The following is a 24,346-nucleotide window of genomic DNA, read 5'->3' as shown; positions in this document are numbered from 1 at the left end:
AACTCCCGGCCCCGAGCGGTGCGGGATCGCGATGGGCGGCACTCCCGGGCCCGCTCCGCGATCTAGGCGCGGCGGACCATGCGTCCGTGCCCCATGCGCCCCATGCGCATGGGTTGCAGCTGATCCGTCCCCTCCGCCGCGAGCTGGTCGAGTTCGGCGCGAATGGCGGCTTGCAGGCGGGCGGCATCGGCGCGGTGGGCGGTGGCGCGGTCGCGGTCGCCGAGGGCGGCGGCCAGGTCGGCCAGGACGTCGTCCATCGGGCCGAGCACGGACGCACCGGTTTCCAGGCCGGCCACCGTGCCCGCGAAGGGCAGCAGCTGGTCGTAGAGTTCGCGGGCGGTGTCCAAGTCCCCGAGGGTGATGGCGATGCGCGCGCGGACCGCGGTGAAGCTGTTCCAGAAGTGCGGTCCGACCGGCGGCGCACCGGCCAGCACTTCGCGCACCTGATCCTCGCGCCCGGCGTGCAGCAGCGCGAGCGCGTAGCCGTAGATGAACAGCTCGGGTTTGATCTCGCTGCGTTCTCGCAGCTCCTCGAGGTAGTCGGAGAGGTTCCCGCGCATCCAGCCGATGGCGACCGCGATCCCGATGTGCAGCGCGTTCGGATCCCGTGAGAGCTCATCGGACCCGGTCTCGGCGCGCGCCATCGAATCCGTTTCGGCCTCGGGGGTTTCCGCCATGACCCCCAGCACCCCGGCCACGTTTCCGCGCATCAGTTCCAGCAGCAGCCCGAACGGTGCGATGGCATCGAGCAGATGCCGCAGCTGCCCGTCCGTCGCATGCTCTCCCGCCCGGCGCGCGTGCTCCGCGGCCGCCACCAGTTTCGCATCCGCTAATTCGACCCGGAACAGCAAATAGTGTGCGAGAGCGCTGAATTCGGTCAGCTCCGCCGCGTCGGCGACCCGGAGCAACCGCACCGCATGGCTTTTCAGCTCGTGCGCCCGCAGGAAGCTGCCGGAGGCGAACGCGACGAACGCCTGTGCGTTGATCACCGTGCACAGCAGATCGGGATCGTCCAGCGGCTCCGCCAGGCGTACCGCTTCCTCCGCCGCCTCCCGTGCCCCCGCCGGGTCCGCCAGCGCGCGATCGAAAACATTGGTGACCAGCAACAGGATTCGCGTCGTCACCGGCATGCCCGAATCCGCGAGCGCCACCCGCACCGGCTCCCGCAAGCGCGGATCCGCCGTATGCCAATCGTGCACCGACCAGATCAGCGGCGTCGGCCAGCAGGTGGCGGCCCGGGCCAGCAATCGGGTGTCCCCGATCGATTCGGCCAAGGCGAGGGCCTCCTCCCGTGCCCGCCGCGCCGCCATGTGCTGCCCGTCGTAGGCCAATGCCGTCACCAGCTCACACCTGGCCTCCAGCAATGCGATTCGGTCCGCGCGATCGGCGCCCGGCGCCGCGTGCCCGGCCAGCTCGTGCAGCGTCAGTGCCGAGCGCCACCGCCGTACCGCATCGGCCCGCATCCGCCGCTCCACACATCGGCTGGCCGCGGCGAGGCCGAATTCCAAGGCCAGCGCGGCTGTTTCGGGGCTCGCTCCGAGCGCCGCGTGATGCGCGAGGGCATCGATATCCCGAGCCCGTGGCGAATCGATCGCAGATCCGCCCGCCTCGCCGGAGCGATCCGGCAGCTGGCGGGCAGCTGGACCTGCACTGTCCTTACCGAGATCCCCGGCATCCGCAGAATGCCGACCGGCGGCCGGGTCACCGTGGCTGTCAGTCGGGACGGCGGTCAGCGCGCGGCGGATGGATTCGAAAGCGGCCCAATGCATTCGGGCCCGCCGCAGCACGGGGATGTCGTGGTAGACGGTCTCCCGGATGAGGGCGTGATCGAAGGTGACGCGGCCGGAGCGCTCGGTGCGGATGAGGCGGGCGGCTTCGGCGGTGGCGAGCAGGTCGATCACCGCGTCGGTGGGTTGCCCGGTGAAGGCGGCGAGGGTGGTGATGTCGGATTCCTCGCCCCAGACCGACATGTGGCGCAGCAGTTCGGTGACGTCGGCCGGGAGTTGCGCGACGCGGTGGCCGAGCAGGTCGCGGACGGTGTCGGGGAGGGCATCGGTCAAGCCTTGGGCGGCAACGAGTTTGGCCAGTTCGCGGACGAACAGCGGGTTGCCGCCGGTGCGATGGCGCAGGATGCGGACGGTGTGTTCGTCGAGCACGGTGAGGCCCGCGGCCTGCGCGGCGCTGCGGGTGCCCGCGAGGTCGAGGCCGTCGAGTTCGATGCGGTCGGCGGTGAACAGCGCCAGCGCGGCGGCGGTATCGCGCACGCCGGGACCGGATTCGGTGCCGCGCAGGGTGGCCACGATGAGGATGGGGCGATCGCGCAGCCAGTTCACCACTTGGCGCAGCACCTGCAAGGTGGCGGTGTCCGCGCCGTGCACATCCTCGAGGACGATGGCGACCGGCCCCCGCGCCGTGCGTTCCCGGCAGGAGCGCACCACCCGGCGCGCGAGGGTGAAAGCGTCCACGGCGGTGAAGGTTTCGGGTTCGGCGGCATCGAGGCCGGTGAGCACTTCGGCCCACGCCCATGCCGGTGGCGCGCCCTCGACCTCCGGGCAGCGCCCGAACACCGTCGTCCAGCCCTGTTCGGCGAGGTGCGTGGTGAGCGCGGTGGCGAGGGTGGTCTTACCGGCGCCGGCCTCCCCGGCGAGCCAGACCAATCGCACCTGTCCGTGTGCGGCGGCTTCGGCGGCGGCCAGCACGGCGGCGCGCTGTTCCCCGTACCCGCTGTCGGCCGGCGGTTCCGGCGTGCGTACCGGCTCCGGCAGCGTGGGGCGCACCGCGACCGTGGGCACCGGCGCGTCGGTATCGACGGAGTGGGTCAGGATGGCCCGCTCCAGTTCCCGCAATCCCGGCCCGGGATCGACCCCGAATTCCAGGGTCAGGAATTCGCGGGTGCGCCGCACCGTCGCGAGCGCGTCCAGGGATTGCCCGAGCCGGTATTGCGCGAGCGCCAGCAGTCGCGCGCATTCCTCGCGCCCGGGGTGCTCCTCGAAGACCGGCCGCAGCGCCAGCACCACCTCGGCGGGCCGGTTGGTATCGAGTGCGACCTGGGCGCGCAGTTCCAGCGCGGTCAGCCGTAATGCCGCCAGTCGCGCGGTTTCCTGGGCGGCCCAGGGCATTCCGGCGAACGATTCGAAGGCGGCCCCGTGCCAGCAGGCCAGGGCGGCGTCGAGCACCCGGCTCTGTTCCAGCGGGTCGGGTCGTCCGGCGGGATCGCGCATGGCGGCTTCGTGGCCGTGCAGCAACTGTTCGAACTGCCAGGAATCGACCTGTGCCGGTTCCAGATTGAGCGCGTACCCGTGCGATTCGGAGACGATGACCCGGGAGCGCGCCCGCCGCGGCCGGTCGGGCTCGAAGATGCGGCGCAGATTGTGGATGTAGACCTGTAGGGCGGCAACCGCTTTGGCAGGCGGATCGCCCGCCCACAGATCGTCGATGAGCCGGTCGGTCGGCACCACCCGGCCGCCCGCGGCGACCAGCCGCCCCAGCACCGCGCACTGCATAGGCGCACCCGGCGGCACCCGCCGGCCATCGACGCTGATGTGTAAAGGGCCGAGCACCCCGATTCGTGTCACCGCCATGGCGAACGACCCCCAGACCCAAGCCAGAACAAACCAAACAGAAGGTCTTCAATATGGCAGAAATTCTGCGGCAGTACCCAGTCTTGTGACCCGGCTTAACCCGGCGCGAAGAAGATCATTAGAGGCTTACCGCACACTGCCAGGGTGTTCGACCCCTCCCGGCCACCGCCCGCCGATCTCGCGGTGCTGCACAGCTTTCCGCATCCGGCGTGCCTGCACGATGCCGCGTTCGACCTGGTGGAAGTGAATACCGCCTTCGAGGCGACCTTTCCGGGGGCCGGACGGGGCGCGAACCTGCTCTCCGCCATCCTGCTCGATCCCATGGCCCGCACCCGCCTGGGCAATTGGGAAACCGAAGCCCGCCTGATGGTATCGGCCTTCAAACGGCTGGCCCCGGCGCTGGTCGGTCCGGAGCGGGTCGAGGAGATCCGCACCATGTGCCGGCGGATCCCGGAGTGGGATCGGCTGTGGGACGGCGCCGACGAGGCGGCCGAACTCGCCCTGGAACAGCGGACCGTGCGCATGCTGGAACCCGGTGCGGGCCGCGAGCGTGAGCACTACGTGCAGAGCTTCCAATTCCAGACGCCGGCCCGCCCGTGGTGGCTGCTGACCGTCATCCCGTTCGACTGAGTCAGGCTTGCGCCGCCGGCACCTCGAACCAGCCGTCCTCGGGCGCGGCATAACCGTGATACAGCAACGGTATTCGCCGATCGATCCCGAAGTGCCGGTACACGGCGAGCATGGCGCCGCGCACCGCGCGATCGTGGAAGTCGTCGATGCGGCGCGGCCCCAGGTCGTGCTCGGGCAGCAGCGACAGCCGGGTGAGTTCGGCTCGGTCGGCCAGATCCAGTCCGATGGGTGGCTCCGGATCGGCGATGAAGTGGTCGTGCAGGACCGCGTGCACCCCGCGCGGATCGGCCCGGCCCGGGGTGAAGGCGACGAAGGTGGTGCGGATGGCCGGCGAGGCGTGACCCTGCAACCAGTCGACGAGGGTGGGATTGGGCCGGGGCAGGCGGCCGGTGAGCGGCGCCTGTTCCAGCAGATGCAGGATGCTGGCGCCGGGGACGCGTGGTTCGGGCACAAGAAAAAGGGTGAGTACCGGATCGCCGGTGCGGCGATCGGCCAAGCAGACCTTGGTGTGCATCGGGTCGGGCATGCGCTTCTCCTTCGAGAACGAGGGGGACGGCGATGCGACCCCGCGCCGGGTTGCTGGCTTGGTGGTGCGACACCGAAATTATAGTCGCCGAATACGAATGCGACCGATCGGTTTCCGATCGGTCGCATTCCTCGCTATTGCCCGGCTAGGCGTCGATCAACCGGCCGTTGCGCCGCCGCGAACGGGCCTTGTTCAGGGCCAGCGCCAGCTCGCCGTCGATGGTGGCCCGGACAGTCGGCCACTCCTCGTCCAGAATCGAATAGAAGGCGGTACTGCGCACCGCCCCGTCCAAGCCACGCGAATGCGCCCGCCGGACGCCGTCGCTGGTGGCCCCCAAACGCTCGATCGCCAAGCGGGAGCGCAGATTCCGGACATCCGCCCGCATGGCGATGCGCTTGACCCGCCAGACGTCGAAAGCATGCTCCAGCAGCAGCTGCTTGGACTCCAGATTGATGCCGGTGCCGCGGGCCGCGGGCGAGAGCCAAGTGTTGCCGATCTCCGCCGCGTCGGGCACCGCCAGCAGCGGATCCCCTTGCGGCGCACCGTGCACCTGGGGCCAGACCACCGGCCCCTGCCAATAGTCGAACCGGGTGAAACGAGTCGATCCGAGCACCCGTCCACTGGCTATCGCGATGATGGCGAAGGCCAGCGAAGTACCGGACGCATGCCCTGACAATGCGGCGGACACATATTCCAGCGCCTCGTCCACACCGTGTGGGACGGGCGTGAACGCATAGTCGTCACGACTCCCGGCAGCCGCCTCCGACAAACCCGAGGCATGCTGCGGCGCAAGGGGTTCCAGCCGTACCAGACGGCCGGCAAGAGTTACGGGTACAGGCACGTTCCCTCGATCTTTCGGACATGGTCGGGGGCTCGCGTCAGGCCTTGCCGCACCGGCCACACGCTCCGGATGAGACGAACCAGCCCTGGCGCGCCAGTAGCAGCATCGAATTGTTGGATGAACGATAGCGGAACAGACGCTCACAGCTATGTAGGCAGCACACGAATTTCCGCGCCCGCCAAGCGTGTCGCGCCGAGTACATTTCGTGCCGCCGACCCCGGCATCTGCCGTGTCGGCCCAGACAGCCGCGCCGGCGGTTTTTGATACCGTGCTGGCGGGGTATCGAGGCGGAAGGTGACCGTGGCGCGACTGAGCAGACAGCAGACACAAGCGCGGACGCGCGAGGAGCTGTTGGCGGTGGCCACGCGGCATTTCCTGGAGCACGGATACGCGGCCGCGTCGCTGGAGCAGATCGCCGAGGAGGCCGGGTACTCCAAGGGCGCGGTGTACTCGAACTTCGCCAATAAGGACGGGCTCTGCCTGGAGGTGCTGAACCAGATCCGGCTGGACAAGGTCGGGGAGGTGGTGGCCTCGATCGCCGCCGTGGATTCGGTGGACGCGACCCTGGATATGTTCCGCGAATGGGCCGAGCGAACTGTCGGCGACCGGAACTGGACGCTGCTGGAGATCGAGTTCTCGACCCGCTCCCGGCACAGCGAGAGTGTGCGCACCGATATAGCAGCCGGGGCGAGCCAGGTGCGAGCCGCTTTGACGGCGGCACTGCAAGCGATCAGCGATCGCTATGAACTCACGCCCGTCATGCCCGCCGAGGCGGCTGCCACGATATTGCTGAGCAGCGGGATCGGACTCGGATTGCAGCGCGCGATCGACCCGGAGGTTTCGGTGGAACCCCTCATCGACCTGCTGCGGATAGCCACCGGGTCGGTTATTTCCCCATAACGGGCGGTACGGACTGTTGCCCGGCATACCATCGGTGTTCGCATTCCATCGGCAGTCCCACCGGAGCTTCAGCGATGCACGCTTACCTGCGGCGGGTTCAGCGCCTGACCGCCACCACCCTGCTGGTCGCGGGGGCGGTTCTCGGATCCGTTCACACCGCGAACGCCGCGCCGGACTTCTATCTACCGCCGAATCCGTTGCCCGGCAGCGTGAATGGTGATTTGATCCGGAGCGAACCGTTCTCCCCCGCCGAATTCTCCCGGCTGGCATTGCTTTTGCCGATCAACTCGGCGACACGGATCATGTACCGCAGCTCCGACGCGCAGGAAGCGCCGGTCGCCGTCACCGGCACCGTCCTCACTTCGTCGGCGGCCTGGACGGGCCCCGGCACCCGGCCGATGGTCACCTACGCCATCGGCACACACGGCGCCGGGGATGCCTGCGCCCCTTCGAAATTGCTGGCCGACACCATCGAGCTCGATGCCACGTCCATGCCGATGCTCGAATACGATCTGGTCGACCTCTGGCTGCTGCTGAACCGTGGATTCACCGTCGCCATCACCGATTACCAGGGCCTCGGCACACCCGGCGGGCACCCCTACATGCAGCCACTACCCGCCGCGCACGATGTGCTCGACGCCGCCCGCGCCGCCATCCGTCTCGGCGCGGCCGACCCGGCCACCCCGATCGGCATCTGGGGCTACTCCCAGGGCGGCGGTGCGGCCGCCGCCGCTGCCGAGCAAGCCCCCGCCTACGCACCGGACCTCGACCTGCGTGGCGTGGTGGCCGGTGCGGCGACCGCCGACCCGGCGGAGACGTTGCGCTACAACGATTCCAACCTGATGACCATCCTCAACGGATTCTTCGTCGCAGGACTCGTCGACACCAACCCGGATCTCGCACCACGTGTGCGAGCCTTGCTGAGCCCAGCGGGACTACAACTGGTACAACGCGTTTCGAACCAGTGCGTCCCCGGCGGAACACTGACAGCCGCCTACCACTCCACCACGGAATACACCGCCTCCGGACAGACCCTGATGGATGCTCTGGCCTCCGATCCGGAAATCCGCTGTGCCATGGACAGTTTCGTCCTCGGCACGCGCGCCCCGACCATCCCCGCCCTGGTCACCGTGAACGTCAACGACGACACCGTCCCCGTCTCGGTGGTCTACGCCCTGCGCGATCGCTGGCGCTCACAGGGCGCGAACGTCAGCGAATTGAGCGTGGACACTCCCGCGCTGCCCGCCCTCCTGACAACCCTGGGTACGGGACACATCACCGCGAGCGTGCTATCGGGTTCCCCGGCCGTGTCCTGGCTGGCGGATCTCCTCGACGGGTGACCGGTCGGCACCGTAGGCCGCGAGCAGCATGGTGACGAGGTTGTCCAGGTATGCGGGTTCGGGTGGGGTGGGGATGACGGTCAGGCGCCAGTAGAGCGGGCCGGCCAGGAAGTCCAGTGCCAGTGGGATATTCAGGTCGGCGGCGAGTTCACCGCGGTCGATGGCGCGGTGGAAGAGTTCGGTGGCGCGTTCGCGGCGGGCGCCGCCGACACCGGTGGCCAGCGCTTCGGCGAGTACCGGTTCGCGGGATGCTTCGGCGAGCAGGTCCGGGATGATCTTCGACGCCAGGGGGTGGCGAAGGCCGGCGGCCGCCGCGGTGAGGTAGGCGTGCAGGTCGCCGCGGAGGGTTCCGGTGTCGGGGGTTTCCGCGGCGGCGACGGCGACTTTCGCGATGAGTTCGGTGGCCATGGCCTGCTTGGAGGGCCAGCGGCGGTAGACGGCGGCCTTGCCCGCACCGGCGCGCCGGGCGACGGCTTCGATGGAGAGCCGTCCGTATCCGACCGTCGCGAGTTCTTCGAAGAAGGCGGTGGAGAGGGCGTCGGTGAGGGCGTCCTGGAGTACCGGGCCGCCGGCGGTTCGGCGTGCAGGGCTGGGCATGCGGCCAGATTATCACGAGACGGAACGGTTGCGTCTCGACTGAATGGGGTCTACCGTGGCCGATATAGACGAGACGGGACCGTTCCGACTCGATAACCGAAGGTGCGGCATCATGCAGTTCCTCTTCAACGACGAGTCCTTCTCCTTCGAAACGCTCCGCACCGCCTGCTTCGCCGACTACAGCGGCGCCGACCTGGGCGAAGTCCTGGTCACCGCCCGCAATATCGGCGATGGCGACGAGGCGGCCTGGTACCGCGAATGGAGCGCCACCGCAATGCGAGTCGAGGCGGCCGGCCGCCGCGCACTGGCGCAGGGCCACCGCGTCAGCGCCCGCGAGGCCCTGCTGCGCGCATCGAACTACCACCGCAACAGCGAGTTCTACCTGCGCGACAACCCATTCGAGGATGCCGCCGCCCGCACGGCCGCACAGCACGCCCGCGCCACCTTCGCCACCGCGGCCGAGCTGATGGATTCACCGGTCGAGGCCGTCGCCATTCCGTACGAGGACACGACACTGCCCGGCTACCTGTTCCTGGTCGACGATTCCGGAACCCCCCGCCCCACAGTCGTTTTCACCAGCGGATTCGATTCCGTCCTCGAAGAGGCGTACTTCGCCGTCGCCGCCGCGGCCCTGCGCCGCGGCTACAACTGCCTGGCCTACGACGGCCCCGGCCAGGGCGCGGCCCTACGCGAACAGCGCCTGTTCTTCCGCCCCGACTGGGAGAACGTGATCACGCCGGTAATCGATTACGCCCGCACCCGCCCCGAAATCGATTCCGCCCGAATCGCTTTGCACGGCTACAGCCTCGGTGGCTACCTGGTCGCCCGCGCCGCCGCCTTCGAACACCGCATCGCCGCCGTGGTAACCGACGGCGGTCTCTACGACTACCACGCCTTCCACCTCCGCGCGATCCCCCCGTTCCTCACCGACTGGATCATGAACCACCACGACGACCGCTCCGAACCCGTCATCGCCCTGATGATGGCTCACAACACCAGCATTCGCTGGGCCCTCCGCAACGGAAAGTGGACCTTCGGCGCCACCTCCCACTCCGACTACATCCGCCGCACCGAGGATTACACCCTGAAGGACGTAGCCCACCTGATCACCGCCCCCACCCTCATCTTCGACCCCGAGAACGACCTCTTCGCCGGCGAACCGAAACTCCTCCACCGAGCCCTGAAATGCCCCGCCACCCTGATCGAACTCCCCGAGAACGAAGGCGCCGGCGAACACTGCTCCTACGGCGGCCGCGCCACCCTGCACCGCCACATGTTCGATTGGCTCGACGAAACCCTGCCCGAGTCAGCGCGGTAGGCATCGCAGCAGCTGCGCCCGAATCCGGTCCCGCGAGGGCGGAAAGTCGGATGCGATGCCCCGCAACGTCATTCCCTCGGCGGCGTCGGCGAGCAGTTCGGCCGAATCGGCGTCGGTGTAGTGGGCGTACATCGCGCGGGTCGCGGCGGTGAAGCGGTCCGCGATGGCGCGCAGCGCGGGCCGGCGTATGGCGGCCACGTACAACTCGAATTGGACGGTCGTGACCGCGCGGTCGGTGGTGAAGCAGGCCACCAGGGCATCGGCGGTCTGGTCGATGATGTCGGTGATGTCGTGGCCGGGGTGCGCCCGGGGAATCGCGGCCATGATCGACTCGTATTGCGCGACAGCGAGTTCGAGCGCGGCGGCGAGCAGTTCTTCCTTGTCCTTGAAGTGGTAGGTGGTGCCCGCGATCGGCACGTCGGCGGTTTCGGCGACCGCGCGGTGGGTCAGGCCCTCGATGCCGCGTTCGCCGATGACGGCCAGGGCGGCTTCGGCGATCCGCCGCCGCCGCTGCGGGTCGAACCTGCGCCGCCGCACGGGTCGCGGGTCCACCTCGGTCTTCTCGGCCGGCATTCCGCTCCTCGTCTTCGCTGATCAATCGGCCCGCACGGTACATATGTACCCAATGCGATTCGCATCACACGACTCGCACATCCGCCGAGTCGTAAGGTACAAACATACCTAACCATTCGTTCGATCGAGTTCCGAGGTGATGACTTATCTCCCAGGCCAAGTAGCCGTTTGTCTCGGCGATGACCCCGTGAGCCGCTGCCGCGCGCTCCGGTCATGCCGTGGACGGCTTTTCCAGTTGGCCTGGGCTTCGTCGTACCCTTTTTCACTCCTGCGCGCAGTTGGCGTACGTGGCCCCGGCCTTTCCGTATCCCGCACCAACTGTCAGAACAGGAGGTTTTCCGTGTCCTCGGAAACTCTCGGCACCGGCCGCGGCGCCACCGGCGCGACGCGGCGCGCCCTGCTAGTCACGCTCGCGGTCGTCCTGGTCGCCGAGCTCATGAACGCCCTCGACGGCTCGATCGTCCACACCGCGCTGCCCACCATCCGATCCGAAACCGGCGCGACAAGCGCTGCGGTGCAATGGATTCCAGCGGCGTACACGCTGGTCTTCGCGCTCGGTCTGATCACCGGTGGCCGCCTCGGCGATCTCTACGGCCGTAAGCGGGTCTTCCTCACCGGTACGGCCGCGTTCACCCTCGCATCACTGCTGTGCGGCATCGCGGCAGGTCCGGCCATGCTGATCACGGGCCGTGCGCTCCAGGGCGCGGCGGCCGCGATCATGGTCCCGCAGGTGCTGGCGACCATCTACGTCAGCTTCGACGGGGAATCGCGAGCCAAGGCGTTCGGCCTGTACGGCCTGATCATGTCCCTGGGCGGTGTCCTGGGCCCGGTGCTCGGCGGCGTGCTCACCGGCGCGGATGTCTTCGGACTGGGCTGGCGGGCGATCTTCCTGATCAACCTGCCCGTCGGCCTGGCCGCAGTTGCGCTGGGACTGCGGTTCAGTCCGGAGTCGCGGGACCCGCAGGCACGGCGCTCGGACCCGCTGGGCATCGTCTTGTGCAGCTCGGGTCTGCTGCTGGTCATGTACCCGTTGACAGTAGGCGGCGAAAACCATTGGCCGGCTTGGTGTTCGGGCATGATCGTGGCGGGGGTGGCGGTGCTGGCCGGGTTCGTCGTCCAGCAGCGCGCCAAGACCGTGCGCGGCGACTCGCCGCTGATCGCGCTGTCGCTGTTCGCGCGCCGCGGCTTCGTCGGCGGCGTCTCCGCGCAACTGGTCTTCGGACTGGTCTCGGGCATGCTGCTGCTGAGCTGGACCCTGTTCATGCAGGACGGTCTCGGCCTGTCCCCCGCGCGGTTCGCCCCGGCGGCGGCCGCGATCGCGGTCGGCGGTATGGGCGGCGCGATGCTCGCGTCGAAACTCGTTCTCGCACAGGCCCGCCGGGTGCCGCAGGCGGGTGCGCTACTGGTCGCGCTGACACTCATCGGCTACGACCTGCTGGTATCCGGCGAGCAGACCGCGGTACCCTTCGCGGCTGCGGTGGCGCCCATGCTCGCGGTCGGCTGCGGCTTCGGCATGATCGGCGCAGGACTGGCCGGGCTGGCGCTCGGCGAGGTCGATCCCCAAGACATGGGCGCGGCGTCCGGTGTCTTCAATACCGCGATGCAAGTGGGTACCGCCCTCGGTATCGCGCTGGTCTCGGTGGTGTACTTCGTCCACGCGCCTGCGGGCAGCACCGGAACGGTCGTGACCGGGGCCTTCGCCGACGCGCTCTGGTACGTGATCGGCGCCCTGCTCGTCATGTGGGCGCTGATGTTCCTGCTACCCCGCCGCCAGCCGCAAAGCTGAATCCGTCCCGCGTCGGTGCTCAGGCACCGACGCGGCGACGGCAGCGCGCGAAACATCAACCCCCTGTTCACGACTCACGAAGGCACCCGATGACAACAACCCAGTTCACCTTCCGCGAAACCAACTCCGACGACCAGCACTTCCTGGCGGCGATGCTCGTCGAAGCAGCGAAAGCATCCGGTGCAGACCTCGCGGTCGAGGACCTACCGGCGCTGCCCGGCACCCACCGCTACATCAGCGGCTGGGGCCGGCCCACCGACCTCGGCGTCATCGCGCACGACGAGAGCGGCATCGCGGCCGGCGCGGCCTGGGTGCGCCTGTTCGACGCGAAAACCGCATCACCGGCATTCATCGACGAGCGCACCCCCGAACTGACCATCGCCATCACTTCCGCGGTTCGCGGCCGCGGACTGGGAAGTTCGTTGCTACAACGACTTCACGCCGCTGCCACGCACGCCGGTCTACCCGGGCTTTCCCTCGGCGTCCATCGTGACAACCACCCCGCGCAGCGGCTGTACCGCACCAACGGATGGGTTCGGCACGCCACCGTCGGCGACTACGAGATCATGCACAAAAGCCTCGATTGATCGGAATATGTTGTGCTGGTGTGGCTTACGGCACCAGCACGATTTTGCCGCGGGTGTGGCGGCGTTCGAGTTCGGCGTAGGCCTGGCGGACGTTCGCCAGCGGGTAGATGTTGGCGATCGGGACTTCGAGGTATCCCTCGGCGATGAGGGCGGCCAGTTCGGCGAGGACCTCGGCGCCGGGCCTGGCGTGGGTTCCGGGTTCGGTCAGAACGCCGTATTTCGCGGCCGCGGCGAAATCGGCGATGGTGTCGATCCGTTCGACCGCGACGCCGAGCGCGAGGGCCAGTTCGACGTATCCGCCGCCGTGGGTGTCGATGAAGGCATCGATACCGTGGGGTGCGGCGGCCTTGATCCGGTCGAGGACGCCGTCACCGTAGTCGACCGGGATCACGCCGTGGTTTTGCAGCCACTCGTGGTGGTGCGAACTCGCCAGGCCGATGACCGTGGCCCCGGCACGGCGTGCGAGCTGAACGGTGAGTGAACCGACTCCGCCGGCGGCGGCGGAGACGACGACGGTCTCCCCCTTGCCGAGTTGCACGGAATGCACTGTCCCCCAGGCCGTTACGCCGGCCACATACAGGCCGCCCGCCACCTTCCATGGGACATTGCGCGGTTTGGGTATGAGGTTGCGGGCATCGACCACGACCAATTCGGCTTGGGCGGAACGTTTTTCGGAGAATCCGATCACCTCGTCGCCGACCGAGAATCGCTCGGCTCCGGCGCCGACTTCCGCGACGACCCCGGCGAGATCGCTGCCCTGTCCGGACGGAAAGGTCGAGGGAAAGATGTCAGCCATCGCGCCGATTCGAATGGCCGCCTCACCGGGGTTGATGCCTGCCGCTTCGACCCGCACGAGGACCTGCTCGTCCCCCGGCGCCGGTCGGTCGACCTCGTCGACCCGCAAGACCTCGACCCCGCCGAACCCGTCGTATCGGACCGCCTTAATCACCACGGCACCGTTCCGGCGTCGTCGAAGAATCCGCCGGTCGGGCCGTCGTCGGGCAGGGTCGCGAGGCGAATCGCGATGGCCGCGCCCTGTTGCGGGGTGCGGATGCCGCGAAAGCCGTTGAGGTCGGTGGCGGTGAAACCCGGGCACCCGTTGTTGATCAAGATATTGGTGTCGTGCAGCTCTTTGACGTACTGAATCGTCACGGCGTTGAGAAACGTCTTCGAAGCCATGTAGGCGGTGATCGCGAAAGAACCGATCTCGGTGCCGGGCAGACCGGGTGTGGTTTGCAGGCCGAGGGAACCGACGCTGCTGGACATGTTCACGATGCGCGGCGACGCGGACTCGCGCAGCATCGGCAACATCGCGTTGGTTACGCGAACGACACCGATCACGTTGGTCTCCACCACGGTTCGCAGCGTCGCGGGATCCACCGTGGTGGGCGTCTGTGGATGTTCCCCGACTATCGCCGCGTTATTGACCAGGACGTCCAGACCTCCGGCACGGTCGGCGATGAACCCGGCCGCCGCGGCCACACTCGCATCGTCGGTCACGTCTAGCGGTACACCGAACGCATCGACCCCAGCCGCGCGCAGCTTCGCCACCGCACCGTCCCGGCGTTCCCGATCCCGCGCGCCCACCCCGATTCGCCAGCCGAGTTCACCCAACCCCGCGGCGATCTCGTATCCGATTCCCTTGTTAGCGCCGGTCACCAGCGCGATCGTCTGTTCACTCACAGCACCGATCCTGCTGCGCCGCCGGGCGCAGCGTCCAAGACCGATCGGGTGCGCGGCGATACCGCACGGGTATCGGACGTGGTGATACCCGGTTTACCATGACCCGGTGGAGACGCGTGAGATGCGATATTTCGTAGCCGTCGCCGAGGAGTTGCACTTCGGCCGCGCGGCCCGACGACTCTCCATGGCGCAACCCCCGCTATCGCGAGCGATCCAACAGCTGGAACGGCGACTCGGAGCCGTCCTGCTGCATCGCACCACTCGCGCAATCACTTTGACCGAAGCCGGCTCGGTGCTGCTACGCGAAGCCCGCCTGGCCCTCGAAGCCGTCGAAGCCGCCGAACGCCGCACCCGCCGCGCCGCCGCCGACCACCCCGGCATAGTTCTCGCCACCAAAGCCGGCGCATCCAGAGAACTGCTCTCGAAGCTGCTCGACGCCTACGCCGCCACCCCCTCCCCCGTCATCGTCGAGGTGATGCTCTGCGGCCCCGGTGAACCGGAAACCCTGCTACGCAACGGATCAGCCGACGTCGCCCTCCTCCACCACCCCTACGACACCACCGCCGGCCTCGACACCGAGCCCCTGCACACCGAACAGCAAATCCTGGTCCTCCCCGCAGGCCACCCCCTCTCCACCCGCCCCCAAATATCGATAACCGAGATCGACACCCTGACCGACCTCCCCCTCCCCCGCTGGCCCCGCCGAGACGGCACCTACCCCGAAGGCCCCGGCCCCCGAGTCCGCGACCACACCCAACTAACCCAACTGATCACCCTGGGCCGAGCCTGCGCCCTCATGCCAGAATCCCTCCGCGCCGAACTCCGCGACGACCACGCCGTCATCCCCGTCCCCGACGCCCCACCCGTCACCACCGTCATAGCCTGGCCCCCACACAGCAAATCCAAACCTATTGCCGACCTGGTCCACACGGCCACACACCTCTAGCCGATCTTCCTGGTGGCACCGGTTTCCGGGGCTGTACCGAGCAGCCACATCCGGATAAGTTCGCCCCGCGGCGCGACTTCGCCCGCCATTGGAAGGACACAGCTATGCGAACCCGCCTCGGCGTCGTAATTCTCACCGGCGCAATGATTCTCACCCCCACACTCACCGCCGCATCAGCATCGGCCACACCCGCGAATCCCCCCGCCGCCGATCAGATCGCCGACAGCGGCAGCGCAAGCGCCCCGGTCCAATTCCTATGCTTCCTGAAAGACCTGACCGCCTCGCTGTCCGCCCGCGCCGGCAGCAACTGCCTCCCCCTCCAGCCCTGAAAACCTGGACTTTGAAACGGAATTCGCCTTCCAGCCCATTACCCTGCACGTCGATCGCCCCTGTTCACAGCCCGAGTGCGGAGGCGCGTACGCCTGCGGGTGTTTGTGCCATGATGGCGCGGTGATTTTCGGTGGGGGTGCGCGGCGGACCGCTGCGCGTGGTACGACGGGCTATCTCGGCGGCGAGGATGATCCGCGATTCCGGTCGTGCCGAAATGGCGGTCTCCGGCCCGCACCCGGTCCCGGATCCGATCGAAACGCCGGAATACCACGGTGCAGAAGGGGATCCGCGTTATCCCGCTCCCCGCGACCTACGCAAGGCGATCTCCAGCGTCATCGACTTCACGCTGATCATGATCATCACGCCCGCCGTCGGCGTCACGGTGGCCTTGCTCAGCGGCACCGGCATCGACAAAACCACGGCATTCCTGTTCTGGACCCTGATGCCGCTACAGCTGATAGCCCTGCCGGCGTGGACCGGGGCCACTCTCGGCCAGCACCTTTGCGGACTCACCCAGATCCGGGGCACCGACGGCCTGCGCCCCGGCTTCCGCGACGTAATCGGCGCAGGCGATAACCTGCCCACCGAAATCCGCAGACGCGGCGACCTCTACGTGAACTTCGCGGGCCTGGTCGTAGTCCGCCGTTGCGACGTCGCGGGCCCGAATCGGCAGATCAGACAGGCGCTGCAAGCGGTTGTGGCCGTATCTTCATGGCGATGCCGTACTCGTCGAAGGGCCCTGAACAATGAGCTGTGATACCCATGCCATGGTTGTCGTGCACCGCGCCTTCATGCGCGAAATCCGGCTGTTGGGCGAAATCGCCGCTGTTACACCGCGATCCGACGTAGACCAGGTACGCCGTGTGGTTCGTCATGGGCGCGAGTTGCTCGTGGCGCTGCACCACCATCACGATTCCGAGGACGAATTGGTTTGGCCGCGGCTGCGTTCCGCGGGCATCGACACCGGCCTGATCGAGCTCATGGAGTCCCAGCACGCCGCGCTTGCGGCAGGCATGGCCGCGCTCGACGCCGCCCTCACCGGATGGGAGTCCGATCCGGCCGCGGCCGAACAGGTTACGGCGGCGGTGGCTCGCCTGCTCCCGGTTCTCAGCGAGCATCTCGCCGACGAGGAGAACTCGGTGCTGCCCCTCGTGGCCCTCACCCTCACCGAACCCCAATGGGCCGAACTGGGTGAACGCGGCATGGCCTCGCTCCCCAAACGCCGGGCCCTGGTTTTCCTCGGGCACATCCTCGAGGAGGCCGACCCGAGCGAACGCGCCCACTTCCTGCGCGATATTCCCGCGCCGGTCCGGATGCTCTACCGCTTCCTGGGCGCGCCGGGTCACGCGCGCGAAACCCGCATCCTGCGCCGCGATCTGGCGCCTTCCAGCACCGGCTATCGGTGATCGCGGTCGCGGGTTGGCGAAAAGCTATACGTTGAAACGGAATTCGACTACGTCGCCGTCGGCCATGACGTAGTCCTTGCCTTCCATGCGGACCTTGCCGGCGGCCTTGGCGGCAGCCATGGAGCCGGCGGCCACCAGGTCGTCGAAGGCTACGATCTCGGCCTTGATGAAGCCGCGTTCGAAGTCGGTGTGGATTACGCCGGCGGCCTTGGGGGCGGTGTCGCCCTGGTGGATGGTCCAGGCGCGGGATTCCTTGGGGCCTGCCGTCAGGTAGGTCTGGAGGCCGAGGGTGTGGAAGCCGGCGCGGGCCAGGGCGTGCAGGCCCGGTTCGGTTTGGCCGATGGATTCGAGGAGTTCGAGGGCGGACTCGTCGTCGAGTTCGATGAGTTCGGACTCGATCTTGGCGTCCAGGAAGACGGCGTCGGCGGGGGCTACGGCGGCCTTCAGTTCTTCCTTCTTCGCCTCGTCGGTGAGGACTGCCTCGTCGGCGTTGAAGACGTAGAGGAAGGGCTTGATGGTGAGGAGGGAGAGCTCCTTGAGCAGGTCTACGTCGAGTTCGCTGCGGGCGGCGAAGAGGGTGCGGCCGGCGTTGAGGACTTCCTGGGCCTGCTTGGCGGCGTCGGCCACCGGCTTGCGGTCCTTCTTGATGCGGGCTTCCTTGTCGAGGCGGACGACCGCCTTCTCCAGGGTCTGCATGTCGGCGAGGATGAGCTCGGTTTCGATGACCTCGATATCGGCGAGGGGATCGACCTTGCCGTCCACGTGCACCACGTCGTCGTCGGCGAAGACGCGCACCACCTGGCAGATGGCGTCGGCTTCCCGGATATTGGCGAGGAACTTGTTGCCCAGGCCCTCACCCACCGAAGCGCCCTTCACGATGCCCGCGATATCGACGAAGGTCACCACGGCGGGCAGCTGGCGCTCGGAGCCGAAGATCTCGGCGAGCACGCCGAGCCGCGGGTCGGGCAGCGGCACGACGCCGGTGTTCGGCTCGATGGTGGCGAACGGGTAGTTCGCCGCCAGTACGTCATTGCGGGTCAGCGCATTGAAAAGCGTCGACTTTCCGACGTTGGGCAGGCCGACGATTCCGAGGGTGAGACTCACGAGAACGAGAGTTTACCTGCGCACATCCGGGGCGGACGATTCGGGCGGCGCCAGTCCGGGCGGGCCGTCACAGGGCGGCTACCACCGCATCCGCCATCACCGCGTAACCGAGATCGCTCGGGTGTAGGTGGTCGCCGACGTCGTAGGCGGCGGTGAGGCGCGCGGGGTCGGCGGGATCGGCGAGGACGGTGTCGAGATCGACGACGGCGTCGTACGCACCGGAGGTACGGATCCACGCGTTCACCTGTGCGCGAACGGCTTCGTGCTCGGGAGTGAAATAGGCCGAGTCGCCGAAGGGCAGCAGGGTCGCCCCGACCGCCCGCAGCCCGGCGGCATGCGCCTGCGCGATGAGCGCGCGGTGGCCGTCGATCAACTGCTGTGCCGACACCACCGGGAACGGTGCGCCCATGGGGATGCCGCCGCCGCTGAGGCCGATGTCGTTGATGCCCTCCAGGATCACCACGGTCTCGATACCGGGCTGGCCGGCCACATCGCGCCGGAAACGATTGAGCGCACTCTCACCCATCCACGCCGAATCGACCGTCACCCGGTTGCCCCCGATGCCCAGGTTCAGCACCGGCCGCGACTGCCCTTGCGCCGCAAGACGTTCGGCCACCGCGTCGGGGTAGGTGTGGCGCGCGTCGTTGGTCGCGCCGTAGCCGTCGGTGATGGAGTCGCCGAACAGCGCCACGCCCGCGCGGTGCGGTGCGAGGTCGGTGGTCTCCACGGCGGAGAGGTAGTAGAAGGAGGTGCTGGTATCGGTGAACGCGGCGGCCGCGGCATCGGCGCGATGGTCACCGGCGGCCAGGTAGCTGGTCCCCAGCGCCTGCGCGTGATACGTGGACGGCCCGGTCGGAGCAGCGAAATACATTGTGATGGTGAGGGATTCGAGCGGTGACACCGGCAGCAGCACCGGATCGGTGGCCAGCTCCGCGCCCGCGGCGATCCGGAACGAGCCACTGAGCCCGGAAGTCAAGGGCCGCACCGAGTCCGGCGTGACTCCCGCCCCATCCGAACTACGCGCGATGGTCGCCCCGCTCACCTCCAGCGGTTGCGCGCCGTAGGCATTGGAGAGCCGCACTCGCAGCAGCGATCCGCCGTCGCTGACCCGAATCACCTGCCGCACAGTCTGATCGGCGAATCCGGTCTGCGACCAGTTGGGTGCGAAGCTCTCGTTCGGAGTGTGCACCGCGGTCGCCCAGACCGCTTCCCAGCCGGGCAGCGAGTTCGGCGCGGCCTGCACGGGCGCGGTGAAGCCCAGGAATGCCGCGAGCAGCGCGGCGATGACGGTGACGACACGCACGGATCGATCCCTCTCTGAAGCGTACGGACCGCCTCCCGACGGTCCGTACATCCGCAACTCCATGCGCGAGCATGTAATTCCCGTTCGCCGAGATTTCCCGGCGCGGCGCGGGTTCAGGCGCGCGGGTCGCGACCCAGGTAACCGAGCAGTTCGTCGGTGACCGGAGTGGCGGTCGCGGAATCGGTTTCGATGATCGCCGCGTACACACCGTAATCCCGCAGCGGCTCGATCAGCCCGCGCGCGGCGGTGAGCAGATGCCCGGAGAGCTCCTCGGTCAACGGCGACGGCTGCCCGGTGGCGACGGCGATATCCCAGGCGTGCACCGCGGCATCGAGCGCGCACAACACCGCGGCGACCGGGGTCGGCAGCTCACCGAAGGGCAGCGGGGTAGGGACGGATTCGGTGTCGTCGGAGACGGTGGCCCACGCGGCGGCGGTCTGCTCGACGGCATCGGCGACCAGCGCGGTGGCGGTGCCGTCGATGCTGCCGGAGGGGTCGAAGGGGTTGTAGGCCGGGCCGTCCCCGATGCCGAGCACCTTGGCGTAGGCCAGCTGGTCGCCGGCGGCGTGCTGAACGACCTTGGTGACCGACCATTCCGAGCACGGGGTGGCCAGGTCGAACTGGTCGGCGCGGACACCCGCAACCACGCTGACCAGCGCCAGGTGCGAGTCGGCGAGCACGGTGCGCCACACGGGGGCGAGGGCGGCGGCGGGGGTGGCGGTCTGCTGGTTCTCGCTCATTGTTCTTGCCTCTCAGGTCGTTTCGATCCGTTGAGATAAAGGTATGAGCCGATTAGGCTGGTTTTCTTCCTAATTGAACCGGCCCCTCGAAAGAACCCGATGTGACCTCCACCACAACCCGGCTGCTGCGCCTGCTGTCCCTCTTGCAGAACGGCACGCATACCGGCCGCGACCTGGCCGAACGGCTCGCCGTCACCGATCGCACGCTGCGCCAGGACATCGCCCGGCTGCGCGAACTCGGCTATCCGGTGGCCGCCGCCCGCGGTCCGGTCGGCGGCTACCGGCTCGGCCAGGGCGCGACCATGCCGCCCCTGCTGCTCGACGATGACGAAGCCGTGGCGGTCGCGGTGGCCATGGGCCTGGCGGAGAACGGCAGCACCGGCATCGCCGATATCGACGCCAGCCTCGCCCGCGCACTCGCCAAATTGCAGCGCATCCTGCCGAAACGCCTGCAACGCAAGGTCACCGCATTGCGCTCCAGCACCGACGTCGGACCCGCGGTCACCGGATCCCGCGAACCGGAGGCCCCGGTGCCCGCCGAAACCCTCGCCACCATCGCCTCGGCCATTCGCGGCACCGTCACCCTCACCGCCGGCGACGCCGAATTGGAGCCGTACCGCCTCATCTCCTGGCAGCGCCGCTGGTTCCTGGTCGCCTACCGCCTCGATTCCCACACCTGGCAGGCACTACCGGTGGCCGGGCTCGGCGAGATCCGCCCGGCCACACGATATTTCGCGGCCCGCCCACTCCCCGACGAGAACCTGGTCGCCTTCGTCCTCCGCGAAATAGCCACCGCCGGTTGGAAAGTCCACGCCCGGGTGACGGTGCTGGCGCCCGCCGAAACCGTCATCGCCCGCATCAATCCGACCGTGGGCGTGGTCGAACCCCTCGACGAGCACTCCTGCCTGCTGCTGACCGGCGCGGACACCTTGGAGACCATCGCCGTTTATCTGAGCATGCTGATGATGGACTTCCGCGTGGACGGCCCACCCGAACTGGTCGCCCACATCCGCACCCTGGCGCGGCGATACTGCTCAGCGACCACCGAGCCCGCTCATGGCGATGCCGCGCACGAACGCGCGCTGGGTGACGGCGTACAGGAGCAGCAGCGGCAGTAGCAGCAGCATCGCCGCGGCCATGAGCAGCGGCCAATCGGTGGTGTATTGCCCTTGCAGGCGGACCAGCCCGAGGGTGACGGTGGCGTATTCGTTGCGCTGGATCATGATCAGCGGCCAGAGGAAGTCGTTCCAGACGGTGATCCAGGTGAGCACCGCCAGCACCATGCGGGCCAGGCGGGTGTGCGGGAGCAGGACGCGCCGGTAGATCTGCCATGGGGTGCAGCCGTCGAGGATGGCGGCCTCCTCCAATTCGATCGGTAGGGTGCGGAAGAACTGCCGCATGAGATAGGTGCCGAAGGCGCTGCCGAACAGGCCGGGGACGATCATGGCCCAGGGGGTGTCCATCCAGCCGAGCGCGCGCATGAGCAGGAACTGCGGGATGACGGTGACGGTGAGCGGGACCATGAGGGTGGCCAGATAGCCGAGGAACAATGCTTCGCGGCCGGGAAATCGCAGCCGGGCGAAGGCGTAACCGGCCAGGGAGCAGAAGAAGACCTGACCGGCGGTGACGCAGGCGGCGTAGGCGACCGTATTGAGGAACATGCGGCCGACCGGCATGAGATCGAAGACCTCGCGGTAATTGGACCATTGCGGCGAGCCGGGCAGCGGCGACGGATCACTCAGCGTGCCTTCGGATTTCAGGGATCCGGACAGTGCCCACAGGATCGGGGTGAGCGCACACCAGGCGACCGCGATCAATGCCAGATAGAGCAGCAGCCCCCGCACCAGATGGCGGTTCACTGCTCCGCCTCCGCACGCCGGGACAGGCGCAGCTGAATCAAGGTGAGCAGCAGCAGGATCGCGAAGATCACCCAGGCCAGCGCGGCGGCATAGCCGACCTCGTAGAAGCGGAAGGCGTTCTGGAACAGCATGATTCCCAGGACATAGGTGCCGGTTTCGGGCCCGCCGTTGCCGCCGGTCAACGCGTACGCCTGATCGAATGCCTGCACCGAGTTGATGATGGTGATGACGAAGACGAACGAGAGCGCGCCGCGAATGAGCGGCACCGTGATGGACACGAACCTGCGCAGCGGCCCCGCACCGTCTATTTCCGCTGCCTCGTAGAGGTTTTCGGGTATCCCCTGCATCGCGGCGAGCAGAATGACCGTGGCGAACGGGACGCTCTTCCACACCGTCACCAGGCTGAGCGAGAACAACGCCCAATCCGGATCGGTCAGCCACGGCACCGGCCCCAGCCCGATCCAGCCGAGCAGCAGATTGGCCAAGCCGTTATCGCTGGCGAACAGGAAGCGGAAGACCACCGCCATGGCGACGGTGGACGCCACCAGCGGAAGGAAGGCGATCGTCCGGAAAACGCCGATCCCCTTCAGTTTCCGATTCAGCAGCCCCGCCACCACCAGGCTGATCAGCACCGTCGGCAGCAGGGTCAGCAGGGTGAAGACGGCGGTATTGCGCAGCGCGATGTAGAACAGCGGATCCGCGCCCAGCAAGCGCCGATAGTTGTCGATGCCGACGAATCGCGGCGGGCTGAACAGATCCCACGAATGGAAGCTCAAATACAGCGAGAACCCCAGCGGGAACAGCAGAAACACCAGCACGGCAGCGAGATTCGGGGCGATGAACACCACTCCCGCCCGCGCTCGGCGGCGTGCGAGCGCCGACCGGCCGCTCATACCGCCGCCCGCAACAGCTCGTCGATATCGGTGGTGGTCTGTCCGGCCAGCGAATCCGCCTGTGCCGCACCACGAAGCACCCGATTGCACCCGCGCTCCAGCAGCGATTCCACTTTCCCCCACAGCGGTGTCACAGCCATACCCCGCGAGTGCGAGGGCCCCTCGGTGAACACCTCGAGATTGCGGATCCCCTCGTGCGCCGCCGCGAAACCCGGGGATCGCATGGCGGATTCGAGCACCGGCACGAACAATCCCGACTCCGCGATGATCGCCTGCCCCTCCGGTCCGGTCGCGAATTTGACGAATTCCCACGCCTGTTCCCGCCGTGGACTGGCGGCGGCGATCGCCAGTCCGGTACTGCCCACATCGGTCACCGCCCCCGGCCCGCCCGCCGGCCCCACCGGCAGCACCGTCACATCGAAATCCAGATCCTCGCGCCCGGTGAATTCCGAGTACAGCCAATGCCCGCCCAGCAGCATGGCGGCCCGCCCGCTGCGGAACAGATCCTGTGCCGAAACCGATTGCCGGTCACCGACACTCGGCGCGACCCGATGCCGCACCGCCAGATCGGCATAGAACTGCATGCCCGCCGCGAACCGCGGATCCCCGAGGTTGGTGCGCTCCGGCCGCACCGGCGGGCTGAACCATTCCGCGCCGTTGTTCATGCCGAAGCAGGCGGCCGAGAAGTACGGCACCCAAGCGTCGGTGAACCCCCACTGCCGGGTGCGGCCGTCCGGATCGCGACGGGTGAGCGCCCGCGCGGCACTCAGGAATTCATCGAAGCTCCACGCCTCCGACCACCGGGCGGGCGCGTGAATCCCGGCTTCCGCGAAGAGCTTCCGGTTGTAATAGAGGAATACCCCCGACCACTGCTCGGGTAGCGCGTACTGTCCGCCGTTCCATCCGAAGGTGTCCCGCAGCGCCGGATACCCGTCGGCCCGGAGCTGTTCGGCGTAGGCCGGATCCCGGTCCAGGAACTCCCGCAGATCCACCAGCACGCCGCGATCGGCCAGCCCGGCATAGAGCAGCTCCCACGCCATCAAGACGTCCGGGCACTTGCCGCCCGCGCAGTAGGTCAGCATCTGCTGCAACGGATCCGGCCCCGACATGATGGTCCGGATCCGGATGTCCGGCCGCCGCCGCTGGAACTCCTCGATGATCTTCAGCCGGGTCCGCGCCTCCGCCGGCCGGGCCTGGAAGAAGAAGGTGACCGCGTCCTCGTCCCCGCCGCCGCAACCCGCCGTCGCACTCAGCAGCGCACCGGCCGCCGCCGACCGGAGCAGGGTGCGGCGGTCGAACGCAGGCGGCATCGCGGTTTCCTCCGGGTCACGCGGCGGTTGCGGCTGATCACGGACGAGAGGGTGCGCGGCGAAAGATATATCTGTGACCTGGGTCGCGCGGAT

Annotated in this window: 24 protein-coding genes; 11 read left to right on the top strand and 13 right to left on the bottom strand. The window is 68.1% G+C overall.

Going from position 1 to position 24,346, the window contains the following annotated elements; translation table 11 throughout:
- Positions 1 to 62: 62 nt before the first annotated feature.
- Complete coding sequence (locus tag NI1_RS09700; RefSeq protein WP_067817054.1) at positions 63 to 3,581, bottom strand: ATP-binding protein; 3,519 nt, start codon at positions 3,579 to 3,581, stop codon at positions 63 to 65.
- A 144-nt stretch (positions 3,582 to 3,725) separates the two neighbouring features.
- On the opposite strand from NI1_RS09700, the gene NI1_RS09695 reads away from it, so the two are divergent.
- Positions 3,726 to 4,211, top strand: a complete 486-nt coding sequence (locus tag NI1_RS09695) for an MmyB family transcriptional regulator (protein ID WP_067817051.1) — start codon at positions 3,726 to 3,728, stop codon at positions 4,209 to 4,211.
- A gap of 1 nt (position 4,212) precedes the next feature.
- On the opposite strand, the gene NI1_RS09690 is transcribed toward NI1_RS09695, so the two are convergent.
- The gene (locus tag NI1_RS09690) at positions 4,213 to 4,737 is read right to left on the bottom strand and encodes a hypothetical protein (protein WP_067817048.1); all 525 of its coding nucleotides are present in this window, start codon (positions 4,735 to 4,737) and stop codon (positions 4,213 to 4,215) included.
- Between the two features lie 145 nt (positions 4,738 to 4,882).
- Complete coding sequence (locus NI1_RS09685) at positions 4,883 to 5,578, bottom strand: GNAT family N-acetyltransferase (protein WP_067817045.1); 696 nt, start codon at positions 5,576 to 5,578, stop codon at positions 4,883 to 4,885.
- A 294-nt stretch (positions 5,579 to 5,872) separates the two neighbouring features.
- Between NI1_RS09685 and NI1_RS09680 the strand changes: the two genes are divergently transcribed.
- Together NI1_RS09680 and NI1_RS09675 are read left to right on the top strand one after the other, a co-directional pair.
- A complete protein-coding gene (locus tag NI1_RS09680) occupies positions 5,873 to 6,478 on the top strand; it encodes a TetR/AcrR family transcriptional regulator (protein ID WP_245663145.1) in 606 nt (201 codons plus the stop codon).
- A gap of 74 nt (positions 6,479 to 6,552) precedes the next feature.
- Positions 6,553 to 7,818: a lipase family protein gene (locus NI1_RS09675; RefSeq protein WP_067817042.1), complete on the top strand. Its 1,266-nt coding sequence runs from the start codon at positions 6,553 to 6,555 to the stop codon at positions 7,816 to 7,818.
- On the opposite strand, the gene NI1_RS09670 is transcribed toward NI1_RS09675, so the two are convergent.
- Entirely contained in the window at positions 7,768 to 8,415 is a 648-nt protein-coding gene (locus NI1_RS09670; protein ID WP_067817039.1) for a TetR-like C-terminal domain-containing protein, read from the bottom strand. The genes NI1_RS09675 and NI1_RS09670 overlap by 51 nt on opposite strands.
- 112 nt (positions 8,416 to 8,527) lie before the next feature.
- On the opposite strand from NI1_RS09670, the gene NI1_RS09665 reads away from it, so the two are divergent.
- Positions 8,528 to 9,733 carry an alpha/beta hydrolase family protein gene (locus NI1_RS09665; RefSeq protein ID WP_067817036.1) on the top strand — a complete coding sequence of 402 codons (1,206 nt, stop codon included), beginning with the start codon at positions 8,528 to 8,530 and terminating at the stop codon, positions 9,731 to 9,733.
- Here NI1_RS09665 and NI1_RS09660 read toward each other — a convergent pair.
- The gene (locus tag NI1_RS09660; RefSeq protein ID WP_067817033.1) at positions 9,722 to 10,306 is read right to left on the bottom strand and encodes a TetR/AcrR family transcriptional regulator; all 585 of its coding nucleotides are present in this window, start codon (positions 10,304 to 10,306) and stop codon (positions 9,722 to 9,724) included. The genes NI1_RS09665 and NI1_RS09660 overlap by 12 nt on opposite strands.
- Positions 10,307 to 10,646: 340 nt before the next feature.
- Here NI1_RS09660 and NI1_RS09655 point away from each other — a divergent pair, with 340 nt between their 5' ends.
- Together NI1_RS09655 and NI1_RS09650 are read left to right on the top strand one after the other, a co-directional pair.
- Complete coding sequence (locus NI1_RS09655) at positions 10,647 to 12,092, top strand: MFS transporter (protein WP_218026720.1); 1,446 nt, start codon at positions 10,647 to 10,649, stop codon at positions 12,090 to 12,092.
- An 89-nt stretch (positions 12,093 to 12,181) separates the two neighbouring features.
- Positions 12,182 to 12,679: a GNAT family N-acetyltransferase gene (locus tag NI1_RS09650; protein WP_084522843.1), complete on the top strand. Its 498-nt coding sequence runs from the start codon at positions 12,182 to 12,184 to the stop codon at positions 12,677 to 12,679.
- Positions 12,680 to 12,704: 25 nt separating this feature from the next.
- Here the strand turns inward: NI1_RS09650 and NI1_RS09645 are convergent, their stop codons facing one another.
- The gene (locus NI1_RS09645; protein WP_067818064.1) at positions 12,705 to 13,628 is read right to left on the bottom strand and encodes an NADP-dependent oxidoreductase; all 924 of its coding nucleotides are present in this window, start codon (positions 13,626 to 13,628) and stop codon (positions 12,705 to 12,707) included.
- Complete coding sequence (locus tag NI1_RS09640; RefSeq protein WP_067817030.1) at positions 13,625 to 14,362, bottom strand: SDR family oxidoreductase; 738 nt, start codon at positions 14,360 to 14,362, stop codon at positions 13,625 to 13,627. The genes NI1_RS09645 and NI1_RS09640 overlap by 4 nt, the downstream gene beginning before the upstream one ends.
- Positions 14,363 to 14,468: 106 nt before the next feature.
- Here NI1_RS09640 and NI1_RS09635 point away from each other — a divergent pair, with 106 nt between their 5' ends.
- The 4 genes from NI1_RS09635 (at position 14,469) to NI1_RS09620 (ending at position 17,044) form a co-directional block, all read left to right on the top strand.
- Positions 14,469 to 15,308: a LysR family transcriptional regulator gene (locus NI1_RS09635; protein WP_067817027.1), complete on the top strand. Its 840-nt coding sequence runs from the start codon at positions 14,469 to 14,471 to the stop codon at positions 15,306 to 15,308.
- Between the two features lie 104 nt (positions 15,309 to 15,412).
- Entirely contained in the window at positions 15,413 to 15,637 is a 225-nt protein-coding gene (locus tag NI1_RS09630; protein WP_067817024.1) for a hypothetical protein, read from the top strand.
- Between the two features lie 131 nt (positions 15,638 to 15,768).
- Complete coding sequence (locus NI1_RS09625; protein WP_157535023.1) at positions 15,769 to 16,395, top strand: RDD family protein; 627 nt, start codon at positions 15,769 to 15,771, stop codon at positions 16,393 to 16,395.
- Positions 16,385 to 17,044, top strand: coding sequence for a hemerythrin domain-containing protein (locus NI1_RS09620; RefSeq protein ID WP_067817018.1), 660 nt, complete (start codon positions 16,385 to 16,387; stop codon positions 17,042 to 17,044). Before NI1_RS09625 ends, NI1_RS09620 begins: the two co-directional genes overlap by 11 nt.
- 24 nt (positions 17,045 to 17,068) lie before the next feature.
- On the opposite strand, the gene ychF is transcribed toward NI1_RS09620, so the two are convergent.
- The 3 genes from ychF to NI1_RS09605 all read right to left on the bottom strand — a co-directional run bounded on the left by ychF (position 17,069) and on the right by NI1_RS09605 (position 20,191).
- Positions 17,069 to 18,148: a redox-regulated ATPase YchF gene (gene ychF, locus NI1_RS09615; protein WP_067817015.1), complete on the bottom strand. Its 1,080-nt coding sequence runs from the start codon at positions 18,146 to 18,148 to the stop codon at positions 17,069 to 17,071.
- Between the two features lie 67 nt (positions 18,149 to 18,215).
- The gene (locus NI1_RS09610; RefSeq protein WP_218026719.1) at positions 18,216 to 19,451 is read right to left on the bottom strand and encodes an SGNH/GDSL hydrolase family protein; all 1,236 of its coding nucleotides are present in this window, start codon (positions 19,449 to 19,451) and stop codon (positions 18,216 to 18,218) included.
- A gap of 113 nt (positions 19,452 to 19,564) precedes the next feature.
- Complete coding sequence (locus tag NI1_RS09605) at positions 19,565 to 20,191, bottom strand: TIGR03086 family metal-binding protein (RefSeq protein WP_067817012.1); 627 nt, start codon at positions 20,189 to 20,191, stop codon at positions 19,565 to 19,567.
- Between the two features lie 101 nt (positions 20,192 to 20,292).
- Here NI1_RS09605 and NI1_RS09600 point away from each other — a divergent pair, with 101 nt between their 5' ends.
- Positions 20,293 to 21,309, top strand: coding sequence for a helix-turn-helix transcriptional regulator (locus NI1_RS09600; RefSeq protein ID WP_084522841.1), 1,017 nt, complete (start codon positions 20,293 to 20,295; stop codon positions 21,307 to 21,309).
- Here NI1_RS09600 and NI1_RS09595 read toward each other — a convergent pair.
- Genes NI1_RS09595 through NI1_RS09585 form a run of 3 tightly spaced genes read right to left on the bottom strand, consistent with a single transcriptional unit; the run spans position 21,226 to position 24,253 of the window.
- Positions 21,226 to 22,050 carry a carbohydrate ABC transporter permease gene (locus NI1_RS09595; protein ID WP_067817009.1) on the bottom strand — a complete coding sequence of 275 codons (825 nt, stop codon included), beginning with the start codon at positions 22,048 to 22,050 and terminating at the stop codon, positions 21,226 to 21,228. The genes NI1_RS09600 and NI1_RS09595 overlap by 84 nt on opposite strands.
- Positions 22,047 to 22,943 carry a carbohydrate ABC transporter permease gene (locus NI1_RS09590; RefSeq protein ID WP_067817006.1) on the bottom strand — a complete coding sequence of 299 codons (897 nt, stop codon included), beginning with the start codon at positions 22,941 to 22,943 and terminating at the stop codon, positions 22,047 to 22,049. The genes NI1_RS09595 and NI1_RS09590 overlap by 4 nt, the downstream gene beginning before the upstream one ends.
- Complete coding sequence (locus NI1_RS09585; protein ID WP_067817003.1) at positions 22,940 to 24,253, bottom strand: ABC transporter substrate-binding protein; 1,314 nt, start codon at positions 24,251 to 24,253, stop codon at positions 22,940 to 22,942. Before NI1_RS09585 ends, NI1_RS09590 begins: the two co-directional genes overlap by 4 nt.
- Positions 24,254 to 24,346: the final 93 nt, after the last annotated feature.

Source organism: Nocardia inohanensis NBRC 100128 (assembly GCF_001612945.1).
Lineage (GTDB): Bacteria > Actinomycetota > Actinomycetes > Mycobacteriales > Mycobacteriaceae > Nocardia > Nocardia inohanensis.
The sequence above is the reverse complement of the archived record's forward strand: the minus strand, read 5'-3'. Positions and strand labels throughout refer to the sequence as shown.